At 74.2% G+C, this 11318-nt stretch carries 11 protein-coding genes and 1 pseudogene; 4 read left to right on the top strand and 8 right to left on the bottom strand.

Annotated elements, in window-relative coordinates; all coding sequences use genetic code 11:
• A pseudogene (locus ACFPK1_RS26020) lies at positions 1–257 on the top strand (cytochrome ubiquinol oxidase subunit I); the annotation flags it as partial.
• 7 nt (positions 258–264) lie between these two features.
• On the opposite strand, the gene ACFPK1_RS26015 reads toward ACFPK1_RS26020, so the two are convergent.
• The 8 genes from ACFPK1_RS26015 to ACFPK1_RS25980 form a co-directional block, all read right to left on the bottom strand.
• Positions 265–1734: an NAD-dependent succinate-semialdehyde dehydrogenase gene (locus ACFPK1_RS26015; protein WP_378023854.1), complete on the bottom strand. Its 1470-nt coding sequence runs from the start codon at positions 1732–1734 to the stop codon at positions 265–267.
• 102 nt (positions 1735–1836) lie between these two features.
• The gene (locus ACFPK1_RS26010) at positions 1837–2328 is read right to left on the bottom strand and encodes a nuclear transport factor 2 family protein (protein ID WP_378023853.1); all 492 of its coding nucleotides are present in this window, start codon (positions 2326–2328) and stop codon (positions 1837–1839) included.
• On the bottom strand, positions 2325–3611 hold the full coding sequence (locus ACFPK1_RS26005) for a cytochrome P450 (protein ID WP_378023852.1): 1287 nt from the start codon (positions 3609–3611) through the stop codon (positions 2325–2327). Before ACFPK1_RS26005 ends, ACFPK1_RS26010 begins: the two co-directional genes overlap by 4 nt.
• A 3-nt stretch (positions 3612–3614) precedes the next feature.
• Positions 3615–4457, bottom strand: a complete 843-nt coding sequence (locus ACFPK1_RS26000) for an SDR family NAD(P)-dependent oxidoreductase (RefSeq protein ID WP_378023851.1) — start codon at positions 4455–4457, stop codon at positions 3615–3617.
• Positions 4458–4535: 78 nt separating this feature from the next.
• Complete coding sequence (locus tag ACFPK1_RS25995) at positions 4536–4997, bottom strand: nuclear transport factor 2 family protein (RefSeq protein WP_378023850.1); 462 nt, start codon at positions 4995–4997, stop codon at positions 4536–4538.
• A gap of 8 nt (positions 4998–5005) precedes the next feature.
• Positions 5006–5989, bottom strand: coding sequence for an LLM class flavin-dependent oxidoreductase (locus ACFPK1_RS25990; RefSeq protein ID WP_378023849.1), 984 nt, complete (start codon positions 5987–5989; stop codon positions 5006–5008).
• Positions 5986–6366 carry a nuclear transport factor 2 family protein gene (locus ACFPK1_RS25985; RefSeq protein ID WP_378023862.1) on the bottom strand — a complete coding sequence of 127 codons (381 nt, stop codon included), beginning with the start codon at positions 6364–6366 and terminating at the stop codon, positions 5986–5988. Before ACFPK1_RS25985 ends, ACFPK1_RS25990 begins: the two co-directional genes overlap by 4 nt.
• A complete protein-coding gene (locus ACFPK1_RS25980; protein ID WP_378023848.1) occupies positions 6366–7562 on the bottom strand; it encodes a cytochrome P450 in 1197 nt (398 codons plus the stop codon). The genes ACFPK1_RS25985 and ACFPK1_RS25980 overlap by 1 nt, the downstream gene beginning before the upstream one ends.
• Before the next feature lie 155 nt (positions 7563–7717).
• Between ACFPK1_RS25980 and ACFPK1_RS25975 the strand changes: the two genes are divergently transcribed.
• The 3 genes from ACFPK1_RS25975 to ACFPK1_RS25965 are packed head-to-tail and all read left to right on the top strand — an operon-like array spanning position 7718 to position 11277.
• Positions 7718–9172 carry an FAD-dependent oxidoreductase gene (locus ACFPK1_RS25975; protein ID WP_378023847.1) on the top strand — a complete coding sequence of 485 codons (1455 nt, stop codon included), beginning with the start codon at positions 7718–7720 and terminating at the stop codon, positions 9170–9172.
• Positions 9173–9199: 27 nt separating this feature from the next.
• Positions 9200–10216 carry an LLM class flavin-dependent oxidoreductase gene (locus tag ACFPK1_RS25970; protein WP_378023846.1) on the top strand — a complete coding sequence of 339 codons (1017 nt, stop codon included), beginning with the start codon at positions 9200–9202 and terminating at the stop codon, positions 10214–10216.
• Positions 10213–11277, top strand: a complete 1065-nt coding sequence (locus ACFPK1_RS25965) for a Gfo/Idh/MocA family protein (protein WP_378023845.1) — start codon at positions 10213–10215, stop codon at positions 11275–11277. The genes ACFPK1_RS25970 and ACFPK1_RS25965 overlap by 4 nt, the downstream gene beginning before the upstream one ends.
• The last annotated feature ends 41 nt before the right edge of the window (positions 11278–11318 follow it).

Raw genomic sequence — 11318 nt, 5'->3', positions numbered from 1 at the left:
CGGTGGAGGTCGACGACCCGTGGGGTCACGGCAACTCGCTGGAGTGGGCCACGTCGTGCCCGCCGCCGCGGCACAACTTCACCGAGCTGCCGCGGATCCGCTCCGAGCGCCCGGCGTTCGAGCTGCATTACCCGCACCTCAGCGAGCGCCTCCGGCTCGAGGCCCACGTCGGGACCCCGGCCCCGGCCGCCGGCGAGGCGGCGGCCGGAGCCGTCGGCCAGGAGCACCTCCCCGGCGGCGACCCCCGGGAGAAGTGAGGCGTCCTCACCCCACGTTCATGGCGACGTACTTGATCTCCAGGTACTCCTCGATGCCGACGCTGCCGCCCTCGCGGCCCAGGCCCGACTGCTTCCAGCCCCCGAAGGGCGCGCCGGCGTTGGAGACCATGCCCTGGTTGAGGCCGACCATGCCCGCCTCGAGCCGCTCGGACAGGCGGATCGCCCGGCTCAGGTCCTTCGTGTACAGGTAGCTGACCAGGCCGAACTCGGTGTCGTTGGCGGCGCGGACCGCGTCGTCGTCCTCGGTGAACGTGAAGATCGGCGCCACCGGGCCGAAGATCTCCTCCTTGGCCAGGCGGGCGGAGGTGGGCACGTCGGCGAGCACGGTCGGCGGGTAGAAGTAGCCCGCGCCCGACGGCACCTGGCCGCCGGTGCGCACGGTCGCGCCCTTCTGCACGGCGTCGTCGACCAGCTCGGCCACCTTGTCGCGCTGGTCGGCCTCCACCAGCGGGCCGACCTCCACGCCCTCCTCGGTCCCGCGCCCGATCTTCATGTCACCCATCCGCTCGGTGAGCTTCTTGGTGAACTCCTCGGCGACGTCGGCGTGCACGTAGAAGCGGTTGGCCGCGGTGCACGCCTCGCCGATGTTGCGCATCTTGGCGAGCATCGCGCCCTGGACGGCCTCGTCGACGTCGGCGTCGGCGCAGACCACGAACGGGGCGTTGCCGCCGAGCTCCATCGAGGTCTTGAGCACCTGCTCGGCGGACTGCTCGATCAGCTTGCGGCCGACCTCGGTGGACCCGGTGAACGACAGCTTGCGGATCCGGCCGTCCCTGATCAGCGGCTCCATCACCTTGCCGGTGGACGACGTGGTGACGACGTTGAGCACGCCGTCGGGCAGCCCGGCCTCGGCGAGGATGTCGGCGAGCTTGAGGATCGTCAGCGGCGTGAGCCCCGCCGGCTTGATCACCATGGTGCAGCCCGCCGCGACGGCCGGGCCGATCTTGCGGGTGCCCATGGCCAGCGGGAAGTTCCAGGGCGTGATCAGCAGGCACGGCCCGATCGGCTGGCGCATCACGAGCACCCGGCCGCTGCCCGTGGCGTTGACCTTCCACTCGCCGGCGATCCGGACGGCCTCCTCGGAGAACCAGCGGAAGAACTCGGCGGCGTAGGTGATCTCCGCCTTGGACTCGGCGAGCGGCTTGCCCATCTCGAGGGTCATGAGCAGGGCGATCTCGTCGGCCCGCTCGGTGACGAGCTCGAAGGCGCGACGCAGGATCTCGCCGCGCTCGCGCGGGGCGGTCGCCGCCCACGCGGGCTGGGCGGCCGCCGCGGCGTCGAGCGCGGCCATCCCGTCCTCGGGGGAGGCGTCGGCGACGTCGCAGAGGAGCTCGCCGGTCGACGGGTCCTCGACGCCGAACGTCCGCCCGTCGGTCGCGTCGCGCACCGACCCGCCGATGATCAGGCCCTTGGTGACCTCGTCGATCACTCGGCGTTCGCGGTCCGTCTCGGGCATGGGTCCCCTCCCGTCAGCGGCCCCGACGGGCGGGGCCGGTCGGACGGCGGAGTGCCCCCCGGTCCCCACCCCTACGCGTGCGGGGAGGAGGCGCTCCCGCCGCTACAGGGACATCCGGTGGCGGTCCGGCCCGGCCCAGCCCTCGGCCACCGGCACCGAGTACCAGATCTCCAGGGCGACGCTCGCGAACAGCCACTCCCCGCCGGCCCGGGTGTAGGTGTCGGCGAAGCGGCCCGCGAGCACGAAGCTCTGCCCGTGGTAGATCGGCGTCGCGAACAGGAAGCTCGTGCCGGTCGCCGAGTCCCCGTCGACGGTCACGTCGTGGCCGTGGATGAACTGGCGCACGAACGGCGTGCCGGCCTCCGCAGGGAGCAGCCGGGGGATCGCCGCGAAGAACTCCGTGATCGCCGGCCGGCCCGACGCCGACCCGAGGTAGGAGTAGTCGAGCTCGGCGTCCGGGGCGAACAGGCCGCCGATCTCGTCCCACCGGTCGGTGTTGACGTACTCGTGGAACCGGTTCCGCAGCTTGTGCAGCGCCGACTCCGCCTCGAGGACCTCGAGGCGGAGCCGGAGTGCGTCGAGCTCGTCGCTCACCGGGCGGTGAACCTCAGCGGCAGGTGCTGCATGCCGTGCATGACGTAGCTCGGGTCGTACCGCGGCACGAAGCCCGGCTCGGCGAGCGCGATGTCGTCGAGGCGCTCGAAGAGCACCTCGAAGGCGATCCGCGCGACCGACCGGGCCAGCGGCGCCCCGATGCACGAGTGCGGCCCGTGCCCGAACGCCTGGTGCGACCGCAGGCGCTCCCGCGACGGGTCGAAGGTCTCCGGTGCGGCGAAGACCTCCTCGTCGCGGTTGCCGGAGGCGTAGACGACCCAGACGTGCGCGCCGGCCGGGATCGCGACGCCGCCGAGCTCGGTGTCGGCGGTGGCCACGCGGAAGAGCCCCTGCACCGGCGACTCGAGCCGCAGCGCCTCCTCGAGGGCGCTCGGCAGCTCCTCGGGGTGCGCCCGCATCCGGGCCATCAGCTCCGGGTCCTCGCAGAGCATCAGCATGAACGAGGAGATCAGCTTCGTGGTGGTGTCCGCCCCGGCGCCGATGAGCTGGCTGCAGAAGCCCACCATCTCGTTGGGCGTCAGGGGTGCGTCGCCCTCGTTGCGGGCCTGCACGACGGCGGTGAGCAGGTCGTCGCGCGGGTTCTGGGTGCGGTCGGCGATCTCGTCCTCGAAGAAGGTCCAGAACTCGATCTGGGTCTCGAGCGTCGCGAGCAGCGCCTCGTCGGTCATCGCCGTGCCGATGGCGGCGTTGATCGCGTCGGCCCAGCGCGCGAAGTCCCCGGAGCTCTCCACCGGCACCCCGAGCAGCGTCGCCAGCGCCTGCACCGGCGCGGGGGAGCAGTAGGCCGGGACGAGGTCGACCTCGCCGCGCTGCCCGGACGTCGCGAACCCGTCGACGAGCCCGTGGCACAGCTCCCGGATCCGCGGCTCGATCCGCGCGACCGAGCGCGGTGTGAGCGCCTTGTTCAGGATGCGGCGGTGGCGGCTGTGGTCGGGCGGGTCCTGGGTGAACAGGACGTCGCCGCGGCTCATCACGACCCGCACGCGCTCGGCGAACTCCGGGGTCACGTCGGACATCGCCCGGCCGATCGCCGCGATCGCCCCCGACACCGTCGGCCCCATGGGGTTCTGGCTGGAGAACAGCCGCGGCTGCGTGTTGACCTTCTCGATGTCGGCGTGCCGGGAGACGACGTAGATGTCGTACTCCGGGTCGTGGAACACCGGCGCCTCGCGGCGCAGCTGCGCGTAGTGCGGATACGGGCACCGCATGGTGTCCGGATCCTGGTCGAAGATCGGCTTGGTGGGGCGCGTCCCGGTGGTCATCGGCTACTTGGCCCCCTGCCCGGCGTCGACGCGCAGGATGTGGCCGGTGATCTGGTCGGCGTTGTCGGAGGCCAGGAAGAGCACCGCGTCGGTGATGTCGGAGACCTCGGTGCGCCACTTGTCGCCGGGCATGTTGCCGGCCGCGGAGAACATCTCGAAGGCGTCGTCGGGGGTCATCCCGACCTCGCCCGCGAGCCCCAGCACCATGCCCGAGCCCTGCCCCTCGCCCGGCTTGATGGTGGCGGGCGCGATGGCGTTCACGTTGATGCCGAACTCGGCCAGCTCGAAGGCCCAGGCCGAGGTCAGGCCCTGGATCGCGTGCTTGGCGGCCACGTAGTGCGAGAGCTGGGCGTGCCCGGAGCCGGTGACGCCCGACGAGATGTTGATGATCTTGCCGGAGCGCCGGCCGATCATGTTCGGGACCACGTACTTCGCGACGTACATGTGGCCCTTGAGGATCGTGTCGATCACCGCGTCCATGACGTGGCTGCGCATGCCCTGGATGGTGTCGAGCGCGGCGACGCCGGCGTTGTTGACGAGCACGTCGATGCGGCCGTCGAAGTGGTCGAGCGCCTTGGCCACCGAGGCCTCGACCTGGCTCTCGTCGCGGATGTCGCAGGACAGCGGCAGGCAGCGCCGCCCGAGGCCCTCGACGGCCTTGGTGGTGTCCTCGAGCATCTGGCCCGTCGCGAGCGGATAGATGTCGGGGATCGGGTCGGTGATGTCGAGGGCGGCGATGTCGGCCCCGGCGTCGGCGAACGCCAGCGCGTGGCTGAGTCCCTGGCCCTTCGCCGCGCCCGTGATCAGGACGTTCTTGCCCTCGAGCCCCCGCAGTACTGCCGCCATCGAACGCCTCCTCGAGTCCTGTGACGCCGCTCATGCGTCGTGAGGACGCTAACGCCGCTCCAGGGGAGGCGGCAAGGCTCAGGCGGTCTCGGGCTCCATCCGGTCGACCCAGGTCCACCCGTCGCGGGGCCCGCCCTCCACCAGCGCCGCCTCGATCCGGCGCTCGGCGATGCGCCAGGTGTCCTCGCGGACCAGCACGTCGACGTAGCGCAGGCCGATGCGCCACTGCGTGCCGTCGTGCATCTCGTGGCCCGCCGAGCAGGAGGAGACCGCGTGCACCCGCCCGCCGCCGGCCGTCTCGTCGGGGGTCAGCCGCACCTGGCCGAGGTGGTGGTGGGTCCGGCGGAAGCCCGCCTGGCCGCCCGCGAACCGGGCCCGCAGGGCCTCCCGGCCGCGGAGCACCCCGCCGCGCCCGGGGCCGAAGTCCATGACGGCGTCGGTGGTGAAGAGGTCCACGACGGCGTCCATGTCGTACTCGTCGATCCGCTCGCAGTACAGGGCGAGGACGTCGGTGATGGCGGCGCGGTCGTCGGGGTGCACGGCTCTCCTCAGCGCAGGTGGGGGAGGACCCGCTCGCCGAAGGTCGCGACGCGGGTCAGGGCGGTGCCGAGATCCGGCTCGGCGAACAGCAGGCGGACCACGAGGTGGACCCGCGACCACGCGGCGAGCGAGGCGACGACCGCCCGCAGGCCGGCGACGACCTCGTCGACGCCGCCGCGGACCTGGAGGTGGGCGTCGACGTCCGCCGGTGCGACGGGCTCCGCGAGCCCCGCGTAGACCACCCGCCCGCGCTGCATCGCCGCGTAGGCCTGCTGCGCGCGGGCGAACCCGGCGCGCGCCTCCGCCGCACCGCCGCCCGGCGCATCGAGCACGCAGGTGACCACCAGGCCGCGGACGAAGGACGGGTCGGCGGGGTCGCGCACCGTCGCCAGGGTCCGCGAGGCCGCCGCGACGATGTCGGGCTCGCCGCGCCCGACGAGGTGGCCGTCGGCGAGGCGCCCGGCCCGGGCTACCGCGCGGTCGGCGTACCCGCCCAGCCACAGCGGGATCGGGCGCGCCGGCGTCGGCGTCACCCGGACGTCGTGCAGGCCCAGCGCCGGCGCGGAGAACGGCTCGCCGGTCCCGGCCGCCCGCAGCGCGCCGACCAGCGCCTCGAGCCGTGCCCCGCGGGTGGCCGGGTCGACGCCGAACGCGCGGTACTCGTGCTCGGCGTACCCGAGCCCCAGGCCGAGCAGGAGGCGCCCGCCGCTGAGCCGGTCGACGAGCGCGGCGTCCTCGGCGAGGCGCAGCGGATGGTGCAGGGGCGCCAGCACCACGCCCGTCGCCAGCTCGATCCGCCGTGTGGCGGACGCGCAGGCGGCCAGCACCGTCAGCGGCGAGGGCAGGTAGCCGTCGGGCAGGCCGTGGTGCTCGGTGACCCAGAAGGAGTCGAACCCGGCGTCCTCGCCCGCCCGCGCGAGGGCGACGGCGTCGGTGGGGTCGCCGTGCTGCCCGCTCCAGAGGCCGAGGCCGAGGCGCAGCTCGTCGGTCACAGGGTCAGGACGGTGCCGAGCCGCGCGCGCCACTCGCCGAGGTCGACGTAGTCGCGGAAGGCGGTGATCAGGTCGCGGTCCGGGTCGACCTCGACGACGCCGTGGCAGGCGACGGCGTACTCCGTGCCGTCGATGCCGAAGCGGTCGAGGCGCTCGAGCCATGACCGCTCCGGGGTGTGCGCGGCGGTGACGATCTCCCAGCGCACCCATTGCGAGCGGTCGAGGATCGGCGCGAGCAGGCCGCGCACGCCCGCGGGCCCGACCACCGGCGGGTGCGGGACGTTGGCCCACGTCCCGTCCTCGGTGAAGCACGCCCCGGCCGCGTCGGCGTCCCGCGCCTCGACCGCGGCGAGGAAGCGCCCCACCACGGGCGGCATCACGGCGCGAACACCACCGGGTACGAGGCGAAGTGGTCCCGCGCCGAGTGCGGGTCGCGCTGCGGCGGCGCGGCCGGGTCCGGGCGCGCACCGGCCGCGAGCAGGGCGTCGAGCATCAGCGTGACGGTGCCCAGGACCTGGGCGCCCTCCCGGTCGGTCGCCGCCGGCACGCCGCCCGCGAGCTCGGTGCCGATGCAGGCGTGCATCCCGCCGCCGAAGGCGTGCCCCCACCGCGGCACGTCGGCCGGGACCTCACGGGCCGGGTCGTACTCCGTGGGGCGGTCGAAGATCGCCGGGTCGCGGTTGGCGGCGGCGATGTCGAGGACGACCTCCGAGCCCTCGGGGATCTCGGTACCGCCCCGCAGCGCGATCGGCGCGAGGGCCCGGCGCCGCGCCACGGGGCTCGCCGGGTGCAGCCGGAGCGTCTCGTAGACGCAGGCCTGCAGCAGCGCCGGATCGTGGCGCGCCTTCTCCGCGCCCTCGGGGTCGCGGGCGGACCAGGCGAACCAGTCGTCGACGGCGTGGGAGAACGCGTCGGCGGTGCTGTGCGAGCCGGCCTGCAGGTAGAAGGCGATCTCGCGGCGCAGCATGTCGCGGTCGAGGCCCAGCTCCTCGGTGTTGCGCAGCAGCGCGGTGAGCACGTCGCGCGGCAGGTCGTCCTCGGTGACCTCCCCGGCGGCCAGGCGCGCCAGCAGCTCCTCGCGACGGGCGATCGAGGGCGTCAGGAAGATCCGGTCGAACTCCTCGAGCGCCTCGGCGACCTCGGCCCGGACCTCGTCGGGGTCGCGGGTGGTGTGCACCAGCGTGGCGCCCTCGGAGAACTTCTTCGCGAAGCGGTAGAGCGCGTCGGTCTCGGCGACGTCGGTGGTGGAGTGGTCGACCCCGGCGACCATCGCGGTCAGGTTCATGACGGTGCGGTAGCCGAGCTCGAGCAGGTCGGCGCGGCCGGCGGCGACGAACGGGGCGAGGGTGTCGGTGACGACGTCGCGCAGGAACGTGTGCTCCCAGTGCCGGAACGTCCCGCGGCGGAACAGCCGGTTCTCCACCCGGCGCCGGGTGCGGTGCGCGGCGCCGTGCAGCACCAGCAGGCAGTCGGCCATGACCACGCCACCGGCGTCGTAGAGCGCCTGCTCGAGGTCGTGCTGGCGGTAGGCCTCGCGGACGTCGGCGTAGCGGTCCAGGGTGATCGTGGGCAAGGAGCACTCCCTCGGCGTGGCGTGACTAACGACGCTAGCAACGCGCCTCGGCCCGGTCGAGTCGTCGGGACGTCGTCAGGTGCTTGACGCCGCCCGGTGATCTCCCCACTCTTGTGACCCGTCCCACCACCGGACCCAACGTAGCGGGAGACGCCGTGCCCGAGGTCGACACGCTCGCCGCCGACGTCGTCGTGCTCGGCACCGGCCCCGCCGGCATGGCCGCGATCGCCGCCGCCGCCGACGAGGGCGCGTCGGTCGTCGTGCTCGAGGCGATGGACCACATCGGCGGCAACGCGGTGTGGTCCACCGGCTACCTGGCCTTCGTCGACTCCGCGATGCAGCGCGAGCAGGGGATCGCCGACGACGAGGAGACCTTCGTCGCCGACGCCCGGGCGATGGTCGAGCAGGCGCGCGACCGCTTCGGCGTCGAGTGGGACGAGGCGCTGGTCCGGCTGTTCGCCCGCGAGAGCGCGGAGACCCACCGCCTGCTCGTCGAGCGCGGCGTGCGCTTCAGCCGCTTCATCCCGCGGCCCCGCCAGCACACGGTCGACCGGATGGCCGCGGTGGAGGACAGCTGGATGCTCGGCCGGGCCTTCCGGCGCGACGTCGAGCGGCCGGGCGTCACGGTCCGGTACGGCACCGTCGCCGATCGGCTGGTGGTCGCCGACGGCCGTGTCACCGGGGTCCGCGGCCACCGCCTCGCCGACGGCGCCCCGCTGGAGGTCACCGCCCGGCGCGGTGTCGTGCTGGCCACCGGGGGCTACCAGGCCAACCCCGAGCTGCGGCGCCGGTTCCAGCCCGAGGCGGTCTCGCGGGCCCCCTACCTGGGCGTCGACACGTGTCGCGGGGACGGCCACCTCCTCGGCCAGGCCGTCGGCGGCGACCTGATCAACATGACGTTCGTGCCGCCCCTGGTGATCGTGTCCTCGTCCGTGGTGGAGGACGCGATCGCGGTGAACGACCGCGGCGAGCGGTTCCACGACGAGGCCGGCCCGTACGAGGAGCGGGTCGACCGGCTCCACGAGCAGCCCGGGCGCCGGGCCTGGTACGTCGTCGACGACGAGGTCGCCCGCGAGAAGGCGACCCTGATCGGGCAGATGCCCGAGCCGCCGGTCTCCGCCGGGAGCCTGGGCGAGCTCGCGGCGGCCATCGGCGTCCCCGCGGCCGCGCTCGAGGGCACCGTCGCGCGGTGGAACGACTTCCTCGCCACGCCCGCCGCGAGCGACCCCGACTTCGGCCGCGTGGTCCTGCCGCCCCGGCGCCGGACGTGCTCGCGGGCGCCGTTCACCGCGGTGCCGATGGTGGAGGGCATCAACTTCTGCTGCGGGGGCTTCCGCGTCACGACCGACCTGCAGGTGCTCGACGTCTTCGGCGACGCGATCCCGGGTCTGTTCGCCGCCGGCGACTGCGTGGGCGGGCTCAACCCCGTCTCCGACCTCGGCGGCATCCACATCAGCGGCGGCTTCACGCTCGGGCGCGTCGCCGGGCAGGCCGCGGCCCGCGGCGTCGACGCCGGCGGCGGCCACGGGACGGTCCTGCACGCGGGGCTGCCCGGGATGCTCGACACCCGCATCGCCCTCGTGCAGCTCGACCCCGAACCCACCTCCTGAGCACGTCCTGATCCCGAGGAGACGACGATGTCGGTCGGAGTGTTGTTCACGCAGGGCCAGGTCACCGGCGAGCCGCGGACCGTCCTGTCGGAGATCCTGGAGCAGGCCGAGGCCGCCGACCGGCTCGGGTTCTCGGCCGCGCTCACCACGGAGCACAAGGACTCCGACGAGTACTTCGGCGCGCCGCTGCACCTCGCGTTCGCCATCGCCGCGCGCACGCAACGGGTGCGCGTGGGGACGGCCATCGCCATCGCGCCGCTCTACGCCCCGGTCGTCCTCGCGCAGGACGCCGCGATCCTCGACCAGCTCTCCGGGGGCCGGGCGTGGCTCGGGCTCGGCGCGGGCTACATGCCCGTCGACTACACCGCGGCCGGCGTGCCGTGGGACGACCGGGCCCAGCGCTTCGACGAGACGGTGCGCATCGTGCGGGCGGCGCACACCCAGGAGCGCTTCTCCTTCGACGACCAGCTGCACCACTTCGCCGACCAGGCCGTGCTGCCCCGCCCGCTGCAGGACGGCGGGGTCCCGCTGCACCTCGCGGCCTGGACCCCGGGCGGCCTGCGCCGCGCCGGGCGCCTCGGCGACGGCTGGATCACCAACGCGCTCATGTCGCTGGACACCATGAAGGCCATGGCCGCGGACTACCGGACGGCGGCGCAGGCGGCCGGCCGGCGCCCGCACGTCACCGCCATCCGCTTCTGCTGGCCCTACACCTCGCGCGAGGAGGCCCTCGAGCTCTTCGGCGACACCGCGCTCGCGATGGCCCGCACGCTGTTCGACTACGGCGCCATCACCGACCTGCCCGGCGTCACCAGCGCCGACCAGATCACCCTCGAGGAGTTCGTGCGCGACCGCTTCGTGTTCGGCACGCCCGCCGAGTGCGTGGAGACCATCGGGCGCTTCCGCGACGAGGCAGGCGTCGAGGACTTCCTCATGATCTTCCGCTACCCGACGGGCCCGGACCACCGCTCGGTGCTTCAGGCGATGGAGCTGTTCGGCACCGAGGTGCTGCCCGCGCTGGACCGGCCCGCGGTCCCCGCGTGACGCCGGTCGGCACCAGGCCCGTCCGCGTCGGCGTCGTCGGCCTGCACTACGCGGCCGGCACCCACCTGCCGGTCTACGCCGCCCTGGCGCGCGAGGGCCTCGTGGAGCTCGCGGCGGTCGCGACCGCCCACCGGGAGACCGCCGACGAGGCCGCCCGCAGCCACGGCGTCCCGCGGGCGCACGTCGGCTTCGAGGCGCTCTGCGCCGACCCCGGGGTCGACCTGGTGGACGTCGCGACGCGGCCGAGCCGGCACGCGGCGATGGTCGGCGCGGCGCTGGAGGCCGGCAAGCACGTGCTGTGCGAGGCCCCGCTCGCGCGGTCGGCGTCAGAGGGCCTCGAGATGGCCGACGCGGCCGAGAAGGCCGAGCGGGTGGCCGTCGTCGACATGCAGTCGCGCTTCTGGCCGGGGCTCGCGGAGCTGCGCCGCCGGGTGCACGACGGCTGGATCGGCCGGGTCGACAACGTCGCGGTGCAGGCGTTCTACCCGACGTTCACCAACCCCGCCGCCGTCCGCGGCTCGGGCTGGTGCGCCGACGCCAGCCACGGCGCGAGCTCGCTGCGGGTGCACGGGCTGCACACCGCCGACGTGCTGCGCTGGGTGTTCGGCGAGCTCGGCGACGTCCGCGGGCTGGTGGCGCGGCGGGCGCCGACGTGGCCCGGGCCGGACGGGCCGCTGCCGGCCGACAGCGTCGACTCGGCCACCTGGACCGCCCGCACCCCCGACGGTGCACTGTGCTCGGTGCACAGCTCCTGGGTCGCGCCCGGGGGAGGGGGCTGGCGGCTCGTCGCGCACGGTGCCGAGGGGGTCCTCGTCGCCGAGGCCGCCGGGCACACCGGGCACTTCCCGGTGCGGCTCACGGGCGCGCGCGCCGGCGAGGAGGTCACGGAGCTCGTGGCCGCGGAGGGCGCCGCCACCGAGCCCTTCACCCGGCTCGTCCGCGCGCTCGTCGCGCACCTGGCCGGCGGGGGTCCGGCCGGGGACCTGCCGACCTTCGCCGACGGTGTCGCCGCCCTGCGGATCGCCGACGCGGTCGACGGCGGTTTGACGTCAGTGCACTGACGACTAGCGTCCGAGGACCTGCCGGGTCGAGGGAGGAAGCC

It is taken from the genome of Actinomycetospora rhizophila (genome assembly GCF_042657905.1).
In the GTDB taxonomy this organism is placed as follows: domain Bacteria; phylum Actinomycetota; class Actinomycetes; order Mycobacteriales; family Pseudonocardiaceae; genus Actinomycetospora; species Actinomycetospora rhizophila.
This window is presented reverse-complemented; position numbering and strand designations above follow the sequence as displayed.